The organism is Halorhabdus sp. BNX81 (assembly GCF_029229925.1).
GTDB lineage: Archaea > Halobacteriota > Halobacteria > Halobacteriales > Haloarculaceae > Halorhabdus.
Map to the genome: position 1 here is coordinate 1,457,953 of NZ_CP107254.1, position 19,662 is coordinate 1,477,614.

General features: G+C 66.0%; 19 protein-coding genes and 1 pseudogene. 6 read left to right on the plus strand and 14 right to left on the minus strand.

Annotated elements, in window-relative coordinates:
- Positions 1-22 precede the first annotated feature (22 nt).
- From HBNXHr_RS07345 to HBNXHr_RS07355, 3 genes are all read right to left on the minus strand, one after another.
- A complete protein-coding gene (locus tag HBNXHr_RS07345; RefSeq protein ID WP_275881654.1) occupies positions 23-3,277 on the minus strand; it encodes a family 78 glycoside hydrolase catalytic domain in 3,255 nt (1,084 codons plus the stop codon).
- Positions 3,278-3,337: 60 nt separating this feature from the next.
- The gene (locus HBNXHr_RS07350) at positions 3,338-4,819 is read right to left on the minus strand and encodes a tagaturonate epimerase family protein (protein ID WP_275881655.1); all 1,482 of its coding nucleotides are present in this window, start codon (positions 4,817-4,819) and stop codon (positions 3,338-3,340) included.
- A gap of 133 nt (positions 4,820-4,952) precedes the next feature.
- A complete protein-coding gene (locus HBNXHr_RS07355; protein WP_275881656.1) occupies positions 4,953-5,102 on the minus strand; it encodes a hypothetical protein in 150 nt (49 codons plus the stop codon).
- Between the two features lie 152 nt (positions 5,103-5,254).
- On the opposite strand from HBNXHr_RS07355, the gene uxaC reads away from it, so the two are divergent.
- Together uxaC and HBNXHr_RS07365 are read left to right on the plus strand one after the other, a co-directional pair.
- Positions 5,255-6,619 (plus strand): glucuronate isomerase, encoded by a 1,365-nt coding sequence (gene uxaC / locus HBNXHr_RS07360; RefSeq protein WP_275881657.1) that lies wholly within the window; start codon positions 5,255-5,257, stop codon positions 6,617-6,619.
- Between the two features lie 77 nt (positions 6,620-6,696).
- Positions 6,697-8,130: a glycoside hydrolase family 4 gene (locus HBNXHr_RS07365; RefSeq protein ID WP_275881658.1), complete on the plus strand. Its 1,434-nt coding sequence runs from the start codon at positions 6,697-6,699 to the stop codon at positions 8,128-8,130.
- An 11-nt stretch (positions 8,131-8,141) separates the two neighbouring features.
- Here the strand turns inward: HBNXHr_RS07365 and HBNXHr_RS07370 are convergent, their stop codons facing one another.
- The 4 genes and pseudogenes from HBNXHr_RS07370 to HBNXHr_RS07385 form a co-directional block, all read right to left on the minus strand.
- Positions 8,142-8,969, minus strand: a complete 828-nt coding sequence (locus HBNXHr_RS07370; protein WP_275881659.1) for an ABC transporter ATP-binding protein — start codon at positions 8,967-8,969, stop codon at positions 8,142-8,144.
- Entirely contained in the window at positions 8,966-9,760 is a 795-nt protein-coding gene (gene cbiQ / locus HBNXHr_RS07375; RefSeq protein WP_275881660.1) for a cobalt ECF transporter T component CbiQ, read from the minus strand. The genes HBNXHr_RS07370 and cbiQ overlap by 4 nt, the downstream gene beginning before the upstream one ends.
- Positions 9,747-10,076, minus strand: coding sequence for a PDGLE domain-containing protein (locus HBNXHr_RS07380; protein WP_345893722.1), 330 nt, complete (start codon positions 10,074-10,076; stop codon positions 9,747-9,749). The genes cbiQ and HBNXHr_RS07380 overlap by 14 nt, the downstream gene beginning before the upstream one ends.
- A pseudogene (locus HBNXHr_RS07385) lies at positions 10,071-10,679 on the minus strand (energy-coupling factor ABC transporter permease); the annotation flags it as partial. The gene HBNXHr_RS07380 and the pseudogene HBNXHr_RS07385, both read right to left, overlap by 6 nt.
- Before the next feature lie 106 nt (positions 10,680-10,785).
- Here HBNXHr_RS07385 and nikR point away from each other — a divergent pair.
- On the plus strand, positions 10,786-11,268 hold the full coding sequence (gene nikR, locus HBNXHr_RS07390) for a nickel-responsive transcriptional regulator NikR (RefSeq protein ID WP_275736601.1): 483 nt from the start codon (positions 10,786-10,788) through the stop codon (positions 11,266-11,268).
- A 45-nt stretch (positions 11,269-11,313) separates the two neighbouring features.
- Here the strand turns inward: nikR and HBNXHr_RS07395 are convergent, their stop codons facing one another.
- The gene (locus tag HBNXHr_RS07395) at positions 11,314-12,087 is read right to left on the minus strand and encodes a helix-turn-helix domain-containing protein (protein ID WP_275881661.1); all 774 of its coding nucleotides are present in this window, start codon (positions 12,085-12,087) and stop codon (positions 11,314-11,316) included.
- A 172-nt stretch (positions 12,088-12,259) separates the two neighbouring features.
- Here HBNXHr_RS07395 and HBNXHr_RS07400 point away from each other — a divergent pair, with 172 nt between their 5' ends.
- Positions 12,260-12,919, plus strand: a complete 660-nt coding sequence (locus HBNXHr_RS07400; RefSeq protein ID WP_275881662.1) for a hypothetical protein — start codon at positions 12,260-12,262, stop codon at positions 12,917-12,919.
- Between the two features lie 57 nt (positions 12,920-12,976).
- Here the strand turns inward: HBNXHr_RS07400 and HBNXHr_RS07405 are convergent, their stop codons facing one another.
- From HBNXHr_RS07405 to HBNXHr_RS07420, 4 genes are all read right to left on the minus strand, one after another.
- Positions 12,977-13,228, minus strand: a complete 252-nt coding sequence (locus HBNXHr_RS07405) for a hypothetical protein (RefSeq protein ID WP_275881663.1) — start codon at positions 13,226-13,228, stop codon at positions 12,977-12,979.
- 44 nt (positions 13,229-13,272) lie between these two features.
- Positions 13,273-14,283, minus strand: coding sequence for an FAD-dependent oxidoreductase (locus HBNXHr_RS07410; protein ID WP_275881664.1), 1,011 nt, complete (start codon positions 14,281-14,283; stop codon positions 13,273-13,275).
- A 76-nt stretch (positions 14,284-14,359) separates the two neighbouring features.
- Positions 14,360-15,067, minus strand: a complete 708-nt coding sequence (gene nucS / locus HBNXHr_RS07415) for an endonuclease NucS (protein ID WP_275883702.1) — start codon at positions 15,065-15,067, stop codon at positions 14,360-14,362.
- Positions 15,068-15,126: 59 nt separating this feature from the next.
- Positions 15,127-15,459, minus strand: a complete 333-nt coding sequence (locus HBNXHr_RS07420) for a hypothetical protein (RefSeq protein WP_275881665.1) — start codon at positions 15,457-15,459, stop codon at positions 15,127-15,129.
- Positions 15,460-15,794: 335 nt separating this feature from the next.
- On the opposite strand from HBNXHr_RS07420, the gene moaA reads away from it, so the two are divergent.
- Together moaA and HBNXHr_RS07430 are read left to right on the plus strand one after the other, a co-directional pair.
- Complete coding sequence (gene moaA, locus HBNXHr_RS07425; RefSeq protein WP_275881666.1) at positions 15,795-16,907, plus strand: GTP 3',8-cyclase MoaA; 1,113 nt, start codon at positions 15,795-15,797, stop codon at positions 16,905-16,907.
- 46 nt (positions 16,908-16,953) lie between these two features.
- On the plus strand, positions 16,954-17,106 hold the full coding sequence (locus tag HBNXHr_RS07430; protein WP_275881667.1) for a hypothetical protein: 153 nt from the start codon (positions 16,954-16,956) through the stop codon (positions 17,104-17,106).
- A 32-nt stretch (positions 17,107-17,138) separates the two neighbouring features.
- Here HBNXHr_RS07430 and nasA read toward each other — a convergent pair whose 3' ends face one another.
- Positions 17,139-19,226 carry an assimilatory nitrate reductase NasA gene (gene nasA / locus HBNXHr_RS07435; protein ID WP_275881668.1) on the minus strand — a complete coding sequence of 696 codons (2,088 nt, stop codon included), beginning with the start codon at positions 19,224-19,226 and terminating at the stop codon, positions 17,139-17,141.
- Positions 19,227-19,362: 136 nt separating this feature from the next.
- Positions 19,363-19,662 carry a DUF6360 family protein gene (locus tag HBNXHr_RS07440; protein WP_275881669.1) on the minus strand — a complete coding sequence of 100 codons (300 nt, stop codon included), beginning with the start codon at positions 19,660-19,662 and terminating at the stop codon, positions 19,363-19,365.

Here is a 19,662-nt window from a genome sequence, read left to right on the forward strand (position 1 = left end):
CAGGGGGGACCGGGGAAGACGGTTACCGGACCGAGAAATCGAACTGGCCGGCGTCGACAGCCAGGACAACCACGTCATCCTCGTAGTCGATCGATCGGACTCCCTCGGGTGTGGGAGTCGCCTCGACGGATAGATCGACTCCCGATTCGGACACCGACCTACCGGCCGCGTCGGGGAGCCTGATGGTCGCCGACGTGTTCCAGGGCACCCACACCGACAGATCGTAGCCCCCGCCGGTCCGCTCCCAGTCGACGGCCAGTTCACCGTTGCGTGTCTCGTAGCTGGCTTCGACCCATTCCAGGTCCTCGACGAGCGAGGGCGCGATCGTGACGTGGTCAGTCACTGGCCGGTCCCCGATATGGATCCCGGCCAGCACCTCGTAGAAGTATTCCGAGACGTGTGTGAGCGGGGAGTGGTTCAGCGAGTTCATGCCCGAGCCGATGCTGTCGTCCGAATTCCAGCGCTCCCACATCGTGGTCGCGCCGTTACGCGCCATGTACACCCACCCCGGCCGTTCGGGCTGGCTGACAACCTCGTATGCCAGGTCGTCGTAGCCGTGTTCGGCGAGCGTCTGAATGAGTGGGCGAGTTCCCAGGAACCCGGTCTTGAGCTTCCCGCCGTCGGAACGGACCTCCTCTGCCAGCCCAGCCGCGACCGTCTCGACGTGTTCGTCGGGGACGAGCCCGAGGAACAGCGCCACGGCGTAGGAGGCCTGCGTCCCGGGCCGATAGCGGCCCGCCGCGGGTTCGAAGAACTCCTCGTTGAACGCCGTCCGGAGCCGATCAGCCCACTCGCGATAGCGGGCGGCGTCGCCATCATTGTCGACCACATCGGCGATCTTCGCGAGAACAGCCGTGATCTGGTAGACGAACGCTGTCGTGAACAGATCGTAGGGGAGGCCACGCCGACCGTCGGTGTTCTCGAAGGCCAGCCAGTCGCCGAACTTGCCGTAGGATGGGGGAACCAGATCGTCCTCGGTCACCGACAACCAGTACTCGACGTGTGCGCGCATGCCCTCGAACTGTTCTTCGAGAATGCGCTCGTCGCCGTCGTGGCGGTAGCGATACCAGGGAATCACGACGCGGGTAATCGTCCACGTCGGGTCGCCCGGGTTCTCCGGGGCCTTATTCGGAATGACGTCCGGCGCGTACCCCAGGTCGCTCGCCGCATCGTCGTGATCGTGCGCCCACTTCTCGTGGAAGCGTGCGGCGTCGAAGTTGAACGCAAGCGACTGGGCGGCGATCTGGGCGTCACCGGTCCAACCGAAGCGTTCGTCGCGCTGTGGACAGTCCTCCGGGATCGAGTGGGCGTTACCGGCCAGCCCCCAGACGGCGTTGTGCTGGACCTGGTTCAGGTCGTCATTCGAGCAGGCGAACTCCCCGCGTCGATCGATCGCCGTGTGGACGACCTTCGCCGTGACGGCGTCGGGATCAATATTGCCTGGGTATCCTTCGATCTGGGCGTACCGGAACCCGTGGTAGGTGAAGCGGGGTTCATACGTCTCGCTATCCGCTCCACGCGCGACATACGTATCAGTCGCGTCGGCACCGCGGAGATCGACCGTCGCGAGGTTGCCCTCCTCGGTCAGCGTTTCGGCGTGCTGGAACGTGATCTCGTCGCCAGCCGCCGGGTCCTCGATTTCGATTTCGAGCCACCCGGTGAGGTTCTGGCCGAAGTCGAGGATCGGCCCGTCCGGGTGTTCGTGGACCGCCTCGACGTCGAACGTCTCGACAACTTCCATGGGTTCGATCCGCTCAGGTCTGAGCGTTCCTCCCGGGGAGTCGACGATTTGGGCCCCGTCCCACCCGGACGCGTCGAAGCCCGGCTGTCGCCAGCCGTCGGCTTCGCGGCGGGCATCGTAGGTCTCGCCGTCGTAGATGTCGTTTTCGACGATCGGGCTCTCCCGGGCCGCCCAGTCGCCGTCGGTAGATATCCGGCGGGTCGTCCCGTCCGTGAACTCGACGGAGAGGACGGCCCTGGCTCGCGGGGAGCCGTCGGCAACCCAGTAGGCCCCGCGTTTGGCGAACCAGCCGCGACCGAGCCACAGCCCGACGGCGTTGTCGCCCTCGGTCAGCTGCTCGGTGACGTCGTACGTCGAGTAGAGGACACGCTTCTCGTACTCGGTCCAGGCCGGGTCGAGCACGCGGTCGCCGACTTTCTCGCCGTTGATCGAGAACTCGCCGTACCCGACCGCAGCGACGTGCGCACGGGCCCGTTCGACCGGCTTCGCCAGTTCGAACTCCCGGCGGAGCTGCGGCGACGTCGACGCCAGTCGCGAGTCGGTGTGGCCGTCCAGGAGATGCTCGCGGCCCCAGGTCGCCGTCTCGACCGACGAGGCGGTGTCCACCGCTGCACTCTCGGTCAGGTCTGCCCCATCGCCGTCCCGGACGGTGACGCCGGCGAGGGCGAAGCACTGCCAGGGGTGGACTTGCTCGGTCTTGCGGGAGTCGGCCGCGTCCCGGCGCGTCGAGGGGACGAACTCGAAGAGGTCGGTCGCCGTGATGCGGAGGTACCGCCCCCCGGCGTCGAGGCCGTCGTGGGTCTGGGGCGGCGTCGCGAGGTCGGTCGGGAGCCCATCGGTCGTGCTTTCGCCCTGGTCCGGCATCCTCCGCTCGGCGACGACGGTACTCTCCGCGAAATCGGGGTCCTCGGACAGTTCGATCCGGTAGGTCTCGGGGAAGCCAAAGCCAGCGAGTGGGTTCGACGACCAGTGGATCGTCACCGCCACATCGTCGGGGGTCCGCACGACCGAGATCGGATCGGCCGGCTGGAGCGTGATCTCCTCGACCGAGCGGGTCTCACCGAGGTCGATCTGGACCCACTCCTCGGCGTCCTCCTCGGGACGGTGCCACTGGCTGCGCCAGCCGTCGGTGTCGCCGACGCCGGGCTGGTGGGCGATCCACTCGCCCGACCAGTCCGCGGGACGGAGCGCCGTCGCGAACCTCGCCGCTTCGGCCCAGTCGGTCTCGCCTTCGTCCGTCCAGAGCTTCACCGACCAGTGGTACGTGGTGTCGGCCGCGAGGTCGGGACCGTCGTAGACGACGTTCGTCGCGCTGTCCGAGGTGATCTTTCCGGAATCCCACAGCGTCCCTTCGCCGTCAGCGACCGCGTCGGGGTCGCGACCGACGACGAGGCGGTAGGCCCGCTGGACCGCGCCGCGACGATCCGTCACGATACGCCAGGAGAAACGGGGCGGACGCGACGGGTCGACGTTCGTCGGCGATGTCTCGTACTCGACGCGGAGGTGAGTCGGTGTCGCGTCCGCCGGTGTGGCCATGGCCGCGGATGAGGATGGCAGCGGGCAAAACACTGTGGGTCGCGGGACAGCCCCTCACTCTCAGTCCTCGATCTCGCCGGTCAACAGATCGACGTGGTGACCGAGGTGCTCTTCGAGAAACGCGTAGTGATCGTCCTCGTATTCGCGAAGCGTCGCCAGCAGGTCGTCTTTGAACCGGAACTCCCCGTTTTCATCCGTGGCTGACAGCACCGAGCCGTAGGTGATGTGTAGCAGCTGTCGGCCGTCGTCGCCCTCGAGGATCGTGGGGAGTTCGTCGTCCGCCAGGTCGTCGATGTCCGGCACGTTCGAGAGGTCGGTGTTGACGTGGTAGGTGGCCTTGTCCTCCTCGAAGCGTTCGAGGGCGAACGCGTGAATCTCCCGATAGAGATCGGGATCGTGCTCGGCGACGACGCGGATCGCCTCGAGATAGCTCGTCCCGGCGGTCTTGACGTGCTGGTAGTCGCTGGCGTACTTCTCAAAGAAGGGGTAGATGCTGAACTTGTCCGACCCCGAGTGCAGCGAAAGGCGGTAGGGGCCGTAGGTCTCGGCGATCGCGACGTGTCCCCTGAGATGTTCCTCGAACTCGTCGCGGTCGCCGATGTAGTCGATGCCCTTCTCCAGGGAGCCGACGAACCGCGGGGCGAGGCTGGTCACCTCGACGCCGCGGCGGTCGAGTTCGCTAGCGATGAGGGCGTGTTCGAGGTGAGTCGTCGGCGTCTCGGTCTCGTCGACGGAGACCTCGAAGTCGAAGTCGCCGTCGACCGCCGCTTCGACCCAGCCATAGAGCTTCTCGGCAAACTCGATGGCCGCGTAATACTTCACCGCCGCCCGCTTGAGTTCGATCTCAGAGAAGGAGTCCGACCAGGTGTACCCGTCAGTCTCGGCCTCGAAGGTCTCCCCAGCGTAGCGATCAAGGATCGCCTCGCTGTCGTCGAGGTCGGCGAAGGCATCCTCGACTGCAGCCTCGCTCATCGAGTCCGCGTCGGCGACGACGTGCTCGCTCGGATCGCAGGTGAACATCGTGAAGCCGACCCCGGCCGTGCGTTCGACGTCCTCGCGGGCCATGAGGTGGTCGGCGTCGGCGACGAATCCGCCCTCGTAGCCCTCTTCGAAGACGCCGAAGATTGCCGTCGCGAGGACGTCCTTAGGCGAGCGCCCGGTTCGATCCATCTCGCGGATCGACTGCTGGGCGAACACCGGGACGAGGCCAGAGTCACGCACGGCGCGGACGTGGCCCGGCGTCGCCAGACCGATCCGGTCGCCGAAGCCGAAGGCCGACTGCCGACCGGCGGTTGTCGGTTCGAGCCAGGGGAAGACATCGGCCAGCGCCGTCGCGTTCCCGTAGGTCAGCGGGAAGACCTGGCCGTCGCCCTGGACTGTGCCACCGTCGAAGTCCGTGGCCGCCGGTCCCTCGACGTAGAGACGGCGGATGCCGTCCGCATCGTTGACGAGGGCGAACGTCGAGTCCCCCTCGCTGTAGACCGATCGTTCGTAGACAGTCACGTCCGGGGGTAACGCCGCCTGGAAGTCTTCGGTCGCCATGGCGGGTCGTTCTCCGGTGGGTCCCATAAGCGTTCATCCAGCCGGGCAGTGATATGAGCGAACGCAGAATTCGTTCACCAACGGCGTCGCAGAATCGACCGTTCAGTGAAGGGATTCGTGCTGGCGCTCGTGCTCATGACGAATCCCTGAATTCCGTGTCTTCCACCTCCTGATCGTACCCCTCTTTGAGCCACTTATACAGGAACGACACGACGAGTGCGAGAATCGGCAGGAGGATGATCAGCGACCCGACCAGCATCTCGGTTCCACCTGGTATCGGCATACGTCGGAGTTTTTTCCTATGCTGTTATATTTCTTTTTTGGTAGTTGTTGGGAGCTAACGACAAGCCATGAGGGGATCGGTGAACAGACGAAGAGACGGACCGAACCACGCGGTGGGGAAGATTGATTCGACCCTTCGCCGAAGGCCCTGCCATGGCGTTCATCGACGACGAGTACCTCCTCGAGACGGAGACGGCCGTCGAACTGTACGAGGCGATCGGCGACGCACCGATCCTGGACCCGCACAGTCACGTGGACCTGCAGGAAGTCGTCGCAAACGACGGCTGGTCGGACATCTGGGAAGTCCAGGGGGCGACCGATCACTACGTCTGGGAACTCATGCGAAAGCGCGGGGTCCCCGAGGCGAAGATCACTGGTGACGCCTCGAACAAGGAGAAGTGGCTCGCCCTCGCGGAGATTTTCCCCGAATTGGTCGGCAATCCGACCTACGAGTGGGTCCACCTCGACCTCAAGCGCCGATTCGGGATTGAGAAACGGATTTCGCCCGAGACAGCCGAGGAGATCTGGATGGAGACGAAAGACCTCCTCGATCAGCCCGAGTACAAGCCCCAGGCACTCCTCGAGGACATGAACGTCGAGGTGATGTGCTCGACCGACGATCCGACGGATGACCTCGCTCTTCACGAACGTGCGGCCGAAGAACTCGACGGGATCGCGGTCAAGCCGACCTGGCGGCCCGACCGGGCGATCAAGATCGCCGACGACGGCTGGCGGGATTTCGTCGATGAACTCGAAGAAGCGCGCGGGATCGAGACGACTACGCTCGATGGGTTCCTCGCCGCAATGGAAGACAGCCACGACCACTTCGACGACCACGGTTGCGTCGCAAGTGATCTGGGAATCAAGCAGCCGATCTCGAAACCCGTCAGCGAGGAGCGCGCCGCGCGGATCTACAAGCGAGCAATCGCCGGCGCGAACCTCGATCCCGACGAAGTCCGGGACTTCGAGGCGTTCATGCTCGAGCAGATCGGCGAGTGGAACCGCGAAGCCGACTGGGTGACCCAGCTCCATATCGGGGCTGTCCGGGACTACCGTCAGGACCTCTACGAGGAGTTGGGTCCCGACACCGGCGGCGACATCTCCACACAGGACATCGAACTCGTCGATGCGCTGGAATACTTCCTCAATACCTTCGACAGAGAGCTCGATATCGTCCTCTACACCGTCGACCCGACGCACTACCCGACGACAGCGACGATCGCGCGGGCGTTCCCGAACGTCAGCCTCGGCGCAGCCTGGTGGTTCAACGACAGCCCGTTCGGGATGGAACAACAGCTGAAGTACGTCGGGACGGTCGATCTCCTCTCGAACTATGCGGGGATGGTCAGCGATTCTCGAAAGCTCGTCTCGTATGGCTCGCGCTTCGAGATGTTCCGCCGGAGTCTCGCCAACGCCGTCGGCGACATGGTCGAACGCGGGCAGGTTCCCAAGCCGGAGGCCCGCGACCTCGTCGAACGGATGGCGTACGACCGGCCGAAGGAACTGTTCGGATTCTGATCGACTCCGCGCCAGACCGCTCTCTCCGAGAAGCCGGAACCAGTACTTTCCTGGGCTCTGCTTTCCTGGTGCTTGCTATGCGTGAGTCCCACGAGGAAGACGGCCGGTTCGAGGACGTGACGATCGGGTTCGTCGGCGGTGGTTCTCGCGACTGGGCGGCGAAAATGATGACGGACCTTGCCACGCAGGACACCCTCCACGGCGAGGTTCGCCTCTACGACGTCGATCGGGCGAGCGCCGAACAGAACGCGCGCCTCGGGAAACTGATCCAGGACCGCGAGGAGGCGATCGCCGAGTGGGACTACCGGGCCGTCCCGTCCCTCGCCGACGCGCTCGACGGCGCGGACGTCGTTGTCCTCTCGACGCAGGACCCGCCGGCCGAGACATTCGCCCACGACCTCGACATCCCCGCCGAGTACGGCATCTACCAGTCCGTCGGCGACACGGTCGGCCCCGGTGGGACGTTCCGAGCGATGCGGGCCATCCCCCAGTACCGCGAGATCGCGGCCGCGATCCGCGAACACTGCCCCGACGCCTGGGTACTCAACTACACCAACCCGATGACCGTCTGTACCCGGACGCTCTACGAGGAATTCCCTGATATACAGGCCGTCGGGCTCTGTCACGAGGTGCTCCACGTCAAGGACGATCTCGCCGAGTACGTCGAGAAACACCGAAACTTGGGGGAGGGTCAGTCGGTCAGCGGCGACGACCTCCGGGTGAACGTCAAGGGAATCAACCACTTCACCTGGATCGACGACGTCCGCTTCCGGAGCGAGGACGTCTTCGACGTGATCGACGCCGAACTCGATTCCCAGCGCCCACTCCTCGGCGGGTTCGAACCCGGCGACCTCGACGACGAGACGTTCTACGTCAACAACGACCGGATCGCGCTGGATCTCTATCGTCGCTTTGGGATCTTTCCCGCCGCGGGCGACCGCCACCTCGCCGAGTTCGTCCCGTGGTACCTGAACATCGACGATCCGAAAGACGTCCAGCGGTGGGGCATTCGCCTAACGCCGAGCGAGCATCGGATCGAGCACTGGCCGGCGAACGAACGGGAGCGCGAGCGCTATTTGGCGGGCGAAGAAGCGTTCGAGTTCACCGACACCGGCGAGAAAATGGTCGATATCATGACGGCACTGCTGGGCGGCGAGGAACTCGTCACGAACGTCAACCTTCCCAACCAGGGGCAACTTTCCGGGGTTCGCGAGAGTGCGGTCGTCGAGACGAACGCGCTGGTGACGGACGACGACATCGTCCCGCACGCCGCTGGGGAGCTTCCGGAGCAGGTCCGGAGCATGGTCAGGACACACGTGAGCAACCAGGAGACGCTCATCGAGGCCGGGTTCGACGGCGACCTCGATCTGGCGTACCGGGCGTTCCTGAACGATCCACTCGTGACGCTGCCGCCCGAGGACGCCCGAAACCTCTTCGTCGACCTCGTCGACGCTGAACGCCCCTATCTCACTGACTGGAATCTAGACGAGGCAACAGTCCTCGAAAGATAACGCCGGGTCGGTTATTGCTCGCCCGGGTCGTCAGGTCCGGCCCGGAGCTCTCGTAGTCGTCCAACGGCTTCCGCGACGGACAGCGGCAGTTCGTCGAACCCTGCCTGCCGGAAGATTTCGACGAGTTGAGGCGGCGAGACGCCCACGTCCCGCAGGAGATCCCCGTCGGTGAGCACTGCCCTGACCGGGCCGTCCCGGACGACCGATCCCTCGCGATCCAGCAGGACGACGCGATCGGCGACTTGTGGGACCAGGTCGGCGTCGGGCGTCGAGACGACGATGGTCGTGCCTGCCTCGTGCCGTCGATCGAGCGCGTCGAGAATCGTCGCCCGGTGGTCGGCGTCCACGTCGGCAACCGGTTCGTCGAGCAAGAGCAGGTCGGGCTCGACGGCGAGGGCGGCCGCCACCGCGGCCCGGCGCTGTTCGCCGCCGCTCAGCCGGAACGGTGGTTTCTCCAGCAGGCCGTCGAGATCGAACTCGGCGGCCAGGGCGTCAACTCGCTCATCCGCTTCCCGGCGATCGATTTCCAGTTGTGCCGGCCCGTACTCCAGATCCTCGCGGACGGTCGCGTTGAAGAGGTAATCGGCCGGCGTCTGCGGGCAGTGGGCGATCCGATCCCGAAGTTCGTCGGCCGGCTCGTCCGTTCCGAAGTACCGAACCTCGCCACTCGCGGGGTCGCGCAAGCCCGCCAGCAGCGAGAGCAGCGTGCTCTTGCCCGCGCCGTTGGGACCGAGGATCGCCACGCGCTCGCCCGCCTCGATCGTCAGGTCGATCCCCTCCAGAGCGGTCGTCGCGTCGGGGTACGCGAAGGCGAGGTCACGAGCGTCCAGAGCGTTCACGCCAGTAACACCCCCGCGGCGACGGTCGCGAAGACGACGAACGCGAAGGCGGCGTCGGCCGTCCCGACGGCCTGCCGGCGGGTGTACGCCCGGCCCGCTGTCCCGCCCCGCGAACGGGCCGCCCGCCCGACGCGCTCGCCGCGGTCCAGCGCTCGCAGGAGGAAGGTTCCGAGCAGCGAGCCGGCTTCACGCCAGGACTCCCGCAGCGTCGCGGGCCGGACCCGACGACTCCGCCTCGCGAGTACGAGCCGCGAGAGTTCTTCGAAGACGACCAGCAGGTACCGGTAGGTGATCGCCAGCAGCGTGACGGCCGTTCGGGGGACGCGGAGGGTCCGCAGAGCGCCCACCAGCGCGGCGAACCGCGTCGTCGAGAGCAACAGCCCGAGCAGCGAGACGCTCGCGCCGACGCGGAGGGTGAACGTCGCCACGTAGGTCGAACCCGGAACGGTGACCGGCCCGGCGAGTGTTGCGCCCGGAAGGAGGACGGCCTGTGGCGCGACGATCAGCAGCGAGACGGTCATCGGCACGCCCGTCCGGAGCGCGTGGGTGCCCAGCGGGACCCGGGAGAGGACTGCCGCGAAGACAGTCATTGCGAGCATCGCGGCGGGTGGCCCCGGCCGGTCGAACGTGACGGTGACGACCAGCAGCGCTAGGACGCCGAGCAGTTTCAGAACGGGGTGGACGGCCTGGAGCCAGCCCCGTCGATCGGCGACGCGCTCGTCGGCCAGGAGACCCCGCGCCCGATCGGTCAGCGTGCCCGCCGATCGGCTGACGGGATCAGCGCGGGTCACGTTGGGCGGTCAGCGGGCGGCCGGCGAGCCAGCCGATCACAAGGACGAGCGCCGCACCGACGAGCCCCGAGACGAGCGTCCCGACGTAGGGATCGACGCCCGCGAGCCCGTAGTCCGGAAGCAGGGCGGGCAGCGTCGAGACGGTGTGGGCGGTCGCGCCGGTCGCGCTCGCAGCGTGTTCCAGCGGTTCAGTGTAGCCAACCTGTCCAGCCGCCCAGGCAAAAAGCGGCGAGAGGACGACCAGGGCACCGACGACGCCGGCCCCGCGGCGGAGCAGACGTCGGCGGTCGATCGTTGGCGTCCGCTCGGCGAGCAGGTCGGGGCGGGTTTCGGCGACGAACTCGTAGGCCAGCAGCGTGATCGCGCCCTCGGCGATCCCCAGGAGGACGTGCCAGCCACCGACGATCGCCAGGACGGTCGTCAGTTCGTAGGCGAAGGCCTCGGAGATGCCGAGCATGACCGCCGCGACGAGGGCGGCCGCCGAGATGCCGACCCAGCCGGCGGCGAAGACGGCCCCGCGCTCGTGATAGGGGGCCAGCGCCCGGTAGACGGCGTAGCCGACGTAGACCTCGACGATCGCCATCGCGAAGACGTTCCCCCCCATGACTACCAGGCCGCCGTCGCCGAACACCAGCGCCTGGATCGCGAAGACGCTGGTCATCGCCAGCGCCGCGAGATGGGGGCCAAGCAGGATGGCAGCGAAGGCCCCGCCGACGAAGTGGACGCTCGTCCCGCCGGGGATGGGGAGGTTCAGCATCTGTGCGGCGAAGATCGCGGCCGCCGTGACGCCAAGCAGCGGCGCGCGCGGGCCCTCAAGGTCGCCCGCCGAGCGCCGCGCGGCCCACGCCAGGGCGACGACCGACAGCAGGCCAGCCCCGGCGGCGATCCAGAGGTCGAGGTATCCATCGGCGATGTGCATCGATGGACGGGAGTAGGCCACTCCAGGTAATAATACGTTTCGGAGTTTCGGTAATACTGGGAACGCGAGTTACAAGCCTGATATGGCCACCAGTCCAATCGGCCGTATGGCCGACGATCTCGACCGGGTGAGCCTCACCTTGCCGCCCGAGATGACCGACCGCCTCGACGGGATCGTGGCGGACTGGAACTATGGAAGCCGATCGGAAGCGGTCCGGGACGCGCTGCGGGACTTCTTTACGACGTACGAATGGGAGGGTGGCGACGAGACGCGCCATTACGGCACGATCGTTATCGCCCACGAACATGACCACGACAGTGACGTGGCGAGTCGGCTCCAGACGATCCAACACGAATACGCCGACGTTGTCACGTCAGTCCAGCACATCCATCTCTCGGAAGACCGGTGTATGGAAACCCTCGTCGTCGATGGCACCGCCGGCCAGATCGATGAACTCGCCAATCGCTTGCGAGCGCTTGCGGGCGTCAAGCAGGTGAAAGTCGTCGTAGTCGGCGGCGATGCCGACTCGGGCGACGGACATGAACACGATCAGGGCAGCCGCCGACCCGATCACGGTCACGAACACTGAGGCCATCGGTCACACGACACCGGTGAGTGCAGCCCCCCGGTCTTCTTAGGCTGAGGACTCGTCCGTCTGTCGTTGCCGTCCGGACTCCATGCCCGACTGCATGAACTGTGCGAGGATGCGACCGATACTCGACTCGGCCGTCCACAACGCCTCCTCCTCGGTGCCACCCTCAGCCCTCGCGACGGCAAGCAGGACCGTTGCCTCGTCGACCATCAGTGCCCGTCCGGCGAAATCCGCCGGATTGTCTTCCCCCATGACAATCACGTGGACGGGGTCAGCATCGAATCGATCACCGAGTGCCGGTTCAGCGGTGACAAGCACGACATTGACGCCCGTGGTGGCCCGTTCGCGTAGCGATGCCGCAATATCCGGGGAAAGGGACGATCCCGCCGGTGCGACGAATACCGCAGAGTCCCGGGCAGTTTCGAGCAGTGCGATGATACGTTCGTCGATCGGTTGCCGCCCGCGCACCGTCGAGACGCCCTGCACCCGTCGGTCGTGGGCTGCTTCGTCCTGTAACGCATCGAGGTTCTCGAAGGCACGCTCACGTTCACGTTCGATCCGTGCGGTGAGTTGCTCGCGTGCCGCTGTGAGACTCACTGGCCGGTATTCCTTGGGGGTGGACTGAGTCACCTCCACCAGCCCGCGTTCCGCCAGGTCGTCGGCCGCACCGTAGACCTGCGAGCGGGGCACGTCCGAGGTGTCGCTTATCGCTTCGGCCGTTCCCGATCCAAGCTGCTGGAGTGCAACGAAGACTCCCGCCTCGTACTTCGAAAGGCCGAGTCGCCTCAGGGACTCGACTGCATCTTGCGTGCTCATACAAAGACTGCCAATCCGATATTTGGGAACGAAACACATCAATCGAGCGGTTGTCCGACGGAGAGTCAGTATCCGATACCCGCCAGAGATGGTACCAAATGTCGACCAGGAAGGCATAGAAGTATTGGACTACCAATAGTTTTAAAAGGATATCCTGTTGATACTACACACTATGGCAGGCGATCTAGAACGCAACGAACAGGAGTATGAACGACACCGCGAAGAACTGAACGACGAAGTCGACGGCGGTGGGTGTGCGGAGACCTGGGAAACGCTCTCGGAGAAGCGAACTCCCGATGATGAGGCGAGTGACGAGCAGACTCAGGACGTCGAATCGATCCTGCTCGACATCGACTGTCTCCAGTTCACCAACGACAACAACGATTTCGAACTCGACCCCTCGTTTCGGCGTGCCTGGCGATCCGCGATCGACGATCTCGACGACTCAGCGCTCGATTCTGCCATTGCGGACATTTTCTCCGTCGACGAACCGGTCCAGATCGAGGAGACCGAACAGGCAGTCCATGCTAATCGAGACGGACGGCTGCTCGCCCAGTGGGTATCACATCCGGCGATGGTTGCCGACCTCGCCGCGTGTCGCGTGTTCGAACACCGGGATGACGACTGGGACGACCGGTCACCCGGGAAACGGAGCCAATTGGCCGGTAGCGTCCGACTGTACCTGGAGTTCTGCCCCGACTGTGGCGGGCGAGCGACCTTCGATACGGAAGTCGTGACCTCCTGCTGTAACGATTTCGAGGTCGCAACCGTCTCCTGTGATGACTGTGAGGTAACACTCTTCGAGATGCCGGTGTCTACAGCAGAATCGTAAGATCTGGATAAAATAGTGGCCTACCGACGGAGCGATCGGTTGTTTCACACCGGCCGATCACCCACGAAAGTGATCGACCGTCCGGAAGCACACGTAGAGGATAGCGTTGAGGATCCCCGTCAGCCAGAATATCGACCCGACACTCAGACCGAAAGCTCCGGGGCGGCTCGCCGCGATGATGTCGTCGAACACCCAGGCGACCGCGACGGCGATGATCCCCCAGACGAGCAGGATTGCGGCGATTCGTGCGCCCTCTTCGATGTAGTCGGTGAGCGGATTCGCATCGCTCGGAGTCGAATCGAGTGGCATACTCATCCGTCCGCTCTATCCGGGATAAGTCTTCCCCAGAACACTCACCGGTTCCCGGCCAGCCGTCGCCCGGCGTCCAGTCCCGTCTCCAGGGCCGCGTGCGTTCGTCCGGTTCCCGCGAGCCAGTCCCCCGCAAGCCCGAGATCATGAGCGAGGGCTTGCTCGAACAGCGCCGGATTAACCCGGTCACCCGGCAGTGCGTGCGTGAACCGTTCGTGATCCCACCAGTCCGGCTCGGCCAGTCGGTCGTCGCCGAGCAGGGTCGCGGCGTGAGTGCTCGCGGCGTCGGCCGCTTCCGTCGGCGTCGCGTCCGGGCGTCCGGCTGCCCAGGCTGGACTCAACTGGACGATCAGGATTTCCTCGCCATCGGGGACGTGGCCAGGTTTGCACGACTCCCTGGAGAGCCACCCGACGGCGTGTTCCTTGTCGGTGTTGACCAGGGCGTAATAAGGGACGTCAATTTCGAAGGGATAGTGCAGCGCGACCGAATCGATCGTTCGATAGGACTGTCGCTGCCGGGCGGCCACCAGCGTTTCTCGAAAGTCGGCTTCCCAGTCCGCGCTGGCGAGGAGATCCCCGGTCGGCGGCGTCACGACGATCGCATCGGACGCCAGCCGTTCGCCGTCGGCGACAACCGTCCAGCCGTCCGCCGTACGGGCGAGGCGGTCGACTGTCGTGTGCTCCTGAACTGTCGCTCCGCTGGCATCGAGGAACGCACGGACGATTTCGTCGATACCGTCACGCCCGGTCAGTTTGACCCCCTGATTCGGCCGGCCTTCCTCGATCTCACCGGACTCGTCAAAGATCCATACGTCGCCGGTCGTGACGGCGAGTTGCTTTCCGACGATCGAACGGAAGCGCTCTTCGACGCGGTCGTTCGGTGGATCGACGTAGTTGGCACCGTAATCGTAGACACAGCCGTCCCGGTGGCCCGAAACCATCCGGCCACCGACAGTCCCGGCCTCGAATACCGTCACGTCGGCCGCTTCATCCAGCGCGTGAGCGGCACCTGCCCCGGCAATTCCGGCTCCGACGATGCTTACCTTCGGTGTCACGCGTTTGGATACGGGAGCCAGCGGGTAAAGGAATGGGGCGGCCCCTAGAGACGGCCGTCAGCTGTCGCCGCATTCATCAGGTCGGCAACGGGTCCAGCGCCACGAATTCCAGGTCGTTCTCGGCCAGGAGTTCCTGCGCCCGGTCCGTCGCCGAGGGCGCAACGAGGACGCCACGAATCTCCCGGTCGGCGTGAAGATCGCGGGCCAGCGCCCCCACGTAGCGATCAAGTTGGCCGACGGCATCCGGCCCGACGCGTCGGCGTTTGAGTTCGACCACGACTGCCCGGTTGTCGCTATCCTCACCGTAGATATCTATCGCGCCGGCGGGCGTCGGTCGCTCGGTCGCTAGCGGTTGGAACCCGGATTCGATCAACCCGGGCGACTCCAGAACCCGCTCGCGGAGGTCTTCCTCCGTGCCGGACAGCGAGAGGTCCTCCGGATCAGTCACGTCGACGGTCGTGACGTATTCGATCGACTCGAACGTGACTTCGAGGTATTCCTCGGGGCCTGTCCGGTGACTTTCGACCTGAAGCTGGTCGTCCTCGACCCTCACGTCGTGCGTCGAGCCCGGTGGCTGCCAGTTGACCGGCTGGTGGCCTTCGTCGGTATGGACCAGGGCCGTGCCGTCGGGCTTGAGTACGAGCAGTCGATCCCCGGGACCGAGTGTGCTTTTCGCACGGCCGTCGTACTCGACGCGACACCGACCGAAGACCGTCACCATGTCGCCCCGATCGACGGCTCGCGCGACCCGTTCACGCGCAGTCTCTGCCGGCGGATCGACCACGGGCTCGCGGTTGCCCTCGGCTCCCTGCTTGCGTCCGTCGCCCGTGTCAGTCACGGCCCTCAGTAGCTCGTCCGGTCACAAAAGCGTCGCGAGTCGCGATCACTCCCAAATTTCCCGACCGCCATTTCGCGATTTCCCGCTCGTTGGCGAAGGCCAACCAGCAACTGCCGTCGTCCGGCCATGATCGACAGCTCGTTCGCACGGACTGCGTCGGCGACAGTCGCTTTCGCCCCTCGGAGCCAGGTTCGCAGTGCTGTCTCTTCCCGGGGGGAGTAGATCGCAACTACCGCCCCGTCACCGCATGGTTCCGGGACTGGCTTCCCCAGATAGTGCTCGACCGCCAGCCAACAGGCCAGAAACGCGGTCCACTCGCCACCTGCGCGGCGGTACATGCCGTCAAATCGGGCGAAATCCAGCGACCCAACGACGTCCCGAAGCGAGTCTGACTCGAACGGCGTTTCTCGAGGGGGTCGCCAGCCATCCGGTGGTTCGGTTCGGTCTTCCCGCCAGACTGTTTCACCACGTAGCCACCCACTCTGGCCGGAAACGACGACGAGGGCACGATGACTCACCGTAGCTTCCCCCGTTGGCCGTTGGCTATGGACGCTTGTCCGATCATAGCGGCCGTGGTTCCGGCACGGTATATGAATCTGCGGGGCGAAAGCGACGAATCACGAGAACGTCTTCGGCGTGGCCTATTTGACGTGGGATCCCGTTGTGTGGATAGATGCTGGAAGACGACTTCGGTCGCGAACTCACCGGCCTCCGGGTGTCGCTGACCGACCGGTGCAATTTCGATTGCGTGTACTGCCACAACGAGGGACTGGGCGACACGCGCGGGCCGATGGCTCCCGCAGAAGGCGAACTCTCGACCGGGGAGGTCGTCCGCATCCTCGAGGTCGCCAGCGACCACGGCGTCGAGGCCGTGAAGTTCACCGGCGGCGAGCCGATGCTCCGGGCCGACCTGGAAGAGATTGTCCGCCGGACGCCCGACGAACTGGAAGTCTCGCTGACGACCAACGGCACGTTCCTGCCCGACCGCGCCCAGGCACTCGCGGACGCTGGCCTCGAACGCGTCAACGTCTCACAGGACGCCCTCGATCCGGAGGACTTCGCGACGCTCACACAGTCGGGGGCTTACGACCAGGTACTCTCGGGCGTCGAGGCCGCCCTCGACGCCGGACTCGCGCCGGTGAAACTCAACATGGTCGTCTTCGAGCACACGGCGGGGTACGTCCCGGAGATGGTCGAGCACGTCGCCGACGGCGACGGCCTGCGCCTGCAACTCATCGAGTACATGCCCGAACTCGCCGGCCGGCCCGAGTGGGCGATCGACATCGACCGCGTCCACGACTGGCTGGCCGAGCAGGCCACCGACGTCACCGCGCGGGAAATGCACGACCGGACGCGCTACTGGATCGACGGCACGCCCGCGGACGACGCGGGCGGCCTCGTCGAAGTGGTCGACCCGGTCGGCAACACGGACTTCTGTGAGAACTGCCACCGGGTCCGGGTCACCCACGACGGCTATTTGAAGGGCTGTCTCAACCGCAACGACGACCTCCGGTCGCTGGGCGATCGCTCCCGGGAGGCCATCGAGGCCGCCCTGCGGGACACCGTCGCCGAGCGCGTCCCCTACTACGGCGAGTACCTGATTGAAGACGACAACGGCGAGTGGGTGCCCAATCCGGAATACGCGGACAGCGAGGGCGACCGTGCGCCCTACGAGTACGCCCGGGACGAGTCATCGGCGAGTGACGAGGCTGCGCCAGCGGAGGGCGAGGAGGCCGGGAAGGCGGCCCCCGATGGCGGTGACGTGGTCGGCGACGAAGACAGGTGAATGACATCACCAGCAAACTTTTGGAGATCCACTCTAACCCGTACGTATGAGTCTCACGACGGATGATTTCGAAGATCTTAAGGCAGCAGATCCGGACGACGACGAAACGATCCCGTTCGGAGATGCGCTGGCCGAGTTGGCGGTCGACGTTGACGTGGATTCCGTCGAGGCAGTTCGTGACGTTCGAGAGCGCCTCTGAAGGTCTTTCTTGAATGTGCCTGACCGGAAAAGTCAGTCCGCCCGCCCGCTCTCGGCCAGCGCCGCGGCAGTCTCGACAGGTGCCAGCCGGACCGCACACTGCTTGAAGTTGGGTTCGTCCGAATCGGGATCGGTCGCGGGAATCGTGAGTTCGTTAACCGCCGGGTGGTGGATCGGCAGCCAGACGATCCCCGGCGGGATCGCGTCGTCTTCGTCCACCTCGGTGGTCACGCTGCCGCGCCGCGAGGCGATCCGAACGCGCTCGGTCCCACTCGGGCCCGCGCAGTGGGTCTCGACGGTCTCGGGGTGGACCCGGGCCACGAGGGGATCGGGCTCCTCGGGGGCCGACCGCGAGCGAACGCCCGTGTTGTAGCCGTCGGCCTCGCGGGCGGTCGTCAGCGTCAGCGGGTACGCCTCGTCGGGCGGTTCGGGTTGCTCGCGGCCGGTCCCGCCGGCGAAGCGGGCCCGACCCGACGGGGTTGGGAACTCCCATTCGCCGTCTTCGCCCCCGTCGTAGCGATAGCCCGCGTCGGCCGTCTCGTCGGGTGCCGGCCAGCGGATCGCCAGTTCCTCGGCGAGGCGATCGTAGGAGATGCCCGAGCAGTCGGCGGCCGTGCCCGCGGTCAGGTCGGCGAACTCTTCGAAGACCATCGCGGGGTCGGTGTCCGGGAACAGATCGTCCCGGAGGGCGTTGCCGATCGTCGCGATGATGTCGAGATCGGTTCGGACGCCCGGCGGGAGGTTCGAGGCCGCCCGCACGCGGGAGACCCGTCGCTCCATGTTCATCGTCGTGCCCTCGCTCTCACCCCAGGTCGCCGCCGGCAGGATCACGTCGGCGTGCTCGACGGTCGCCGTCCGGAAGGCGTCCTGGACGACGAGGAAGGCCTCATCCAGCGCCGCCGAGACGTTTCCGGCGTCGGGCGCGCCCGCGACGGGGTTGGTCGCGACGGCGTAGACCGCCTCAACCGGGCCATCCTCGATGGCTTCGATGATCCCCACCGGGCCTGGCCCGGTCTCTGCGGGCAATCGCGCTTTCGGCACGTCCCAGGCATCCGCGATGACCTGGCGGTGGTGCGGGTCGTCGAAGGCGCGGTGGCCGGGCCAGGTGCCTTTCGATGAGCAGACCCGGGTGCCCATCGAGTTGGCCTGGCCGGTCAGCGAGAACGGGCCGGTCCCCGGGCCAAGGTTCCCGGTCGCCAGGCAGAGGTCGATCAGCGCGCCGGCGGTGTCGGTCCCCTGGACGGACTGGTTGACGCCCATGCCCCAGTAGATGAGCGTGTCCGATTCGAGCAGGTCGACCAGTCGATCGACTGCGTCCATGTCGACCCCTGCCTCTTCGGCAGCCACCTCGGGATCGGGGAGGTCCGCAACCAGTTCTTCGAAGCCAGTCGTCGCCTCCGCGACGAACTCCCGGTCGACGCAACCGGACTCGACGAGTCGCGCGAGGACGGCCCGCGCGAGGTCGAGGTCGCCGCCGGGGTCGGGCGCGACGTGGCCGTCGGCGGCCTCGGCGGTCTCGCTGTGGACGGGATCGACGACGACCATCTCGCTCCCCTCGTCGTCGGCGCTGTCGGCGAGCCACCGGAACATGACTGGGTGGGCCACGCGGGGGTTGGCCCCCCAGACGAGGTGGGTCTCGGCGTCGGGGATGTCGTCGTAGGTCGGCGGCGGGGCGTCGCTGCCGAAGGCGTCGTAGTACGCCGTGACGGCCGAGGCCATACACAGCGTCGTGTTGGCGTCGTAGTACTCGGTGCCGATGCCGCCCCTAGCGAGTTTGCCCAGCGCGTAGGCGGCCTCGTTGGTTTGCTGGCCGCTGCCCAGGACGGCGATCCGGTCGGGCTCGTCGAGTCGATCACGGAACTCGGCGACGATCCGGCCGATGGCGACGTCCCAGGTAGTGGCTTCGAGGTCGCCGTCCCGGCGGATCACTGGCTGTGTCAGCCAGTCACCCTCGGGTTCGGCAGTCTCCTTGATTCCGCGCCCGCAGGCCAGCCCCTGGTTGACGGGATGGGCCGAGTCGCCGCGGACGGTGTCGAGCCCGTAGCCGTCGTCGACGCCCATCTGGACGTGGCCACAGCCGACCGCACACCGCATGCAGGTCGTCGGTACCCAGTCGCTCACGGGGACACCGTCCTTCTCGCAGCCTGGCGGATCGGGCCGCGGCCACTCGTTCGCCCCCGGACACGGCTCCGACGCCCGTTCGTGAAGCAGTTTGCAAGCGAGTCAACTTCCTGTGTAGTGAGTGCTCGTGACATGATCAGTCACCGAGACGGCGCGGTCGCGTCACGTCACGTGTTTCGCCGGCCGCAGATTCGAGTGCAGCAGCGAGATCTCGGGCGCGATCCGGCGACAGCCTGAGCCGGTCCATGTGTTGATCCACGTGGGCCTGATCGGCCGGGTCGAGTTCGAACGCGAGGACGACTGCGTCGGGGTCGTCGCGCGGGGTGTACACGTCGAGGACGCCCACCCCCTCGTCAGTCCAGTCGGCTCCGCGAACGCTTCCCTGGACGTGGTCGAGGGTGGTGCTCGCTGTCACGTCGAGGAGTCGGCCCGCCAT

Coding starts and splice junctions, on each gene's coding strand:
- HBNXHr_RS07345 (WP_275881654.1), bottom strand. CDS start 3,277: ATGGCCACACCGGCGGACGCGACACCGACTCACCTCCGCGTCGAGTAC.
- HBNXHr_RS07350 (WP_275881655.1), bottom strand. CDS start 4,819: ATGGCGACCGAAGACTTCCAGGCGGCGTTACCCCCGGACGTGACTGTC.
- HBNXHr_RS07355 (WP_275881656.1), bottom strand. CDS start 5,102: ATGCCGATACCAGGTGGAACCGAGATGCTGGTCGGGTCGCTGATCATC.
- uxaC (WP_275881657.1), top strand. CDS start 5,255: ATGGCGTTCATCGACGACGAGTACCTCCTCGAGACGGAGACGGCCGTC.
- HBNXHr_RS07365 (WP_275881658.1), top strand. CDS start 6,697: ATGCGTGAGTCCCACGAGGAAGACGGCCGGTTCGAGGACGTGACGATC.
- nikR (WP_275736601.1), top strand. CDS start 10,786: ATGGCCGACGATCTCGACCGGGTGAGCCTCACCTTGCCGCCCGAGATG.
- HBNXHr_RS07395 (WP_275881661.1), bottom strand. CDS start 12,087: ATGAGCACGCAAGATGCAGTCGAGTCCCTGAGGCGACTCGGCCTTTCG.
- HBNXHr_RS07400 (WP_275881662.1), top strand. CDS start 12,260: ATGGCAGGCGATCTAGAACGCAACGAACAGGAGTATGAACGACACCGC.
- HBNXHr_RS07405 (WP_275881663.1), bottom strand. CDS start 13,228: ATGCCACTCGATTCGACTCCGAGCGATGCGAATCCGCTCACCGACTAC.
- HBNXHr_RS07420 (WP_275881665.1), bottom strand. CDS start 15,459: ATGTACCGCCGCGCAGGTGGCGAGTGGACCGCGTTTCTGGCCTGTTGG.
- moaA (WP_275881666.1), top strand. CDS start 15,795: ATGCTGGAAGACGACTTCGGTCGCGAACTCACCGGCCTCCGGGTGTCG.
- HBNXHr_RS07430 (WP_275881667.1), top strand. CDS start 16,954: ATGAGTCTCACGACGGATGATTTCGAAGATCTTAAGGCAGCAGATCCG.
- HBNXHr_RS07440 (WP_275881669.1), bottom strand. CDS start 19,662: ATGGCGGGCCGACTCCTCGACGTGACAGCGAGCACCACCCTCGACCAC.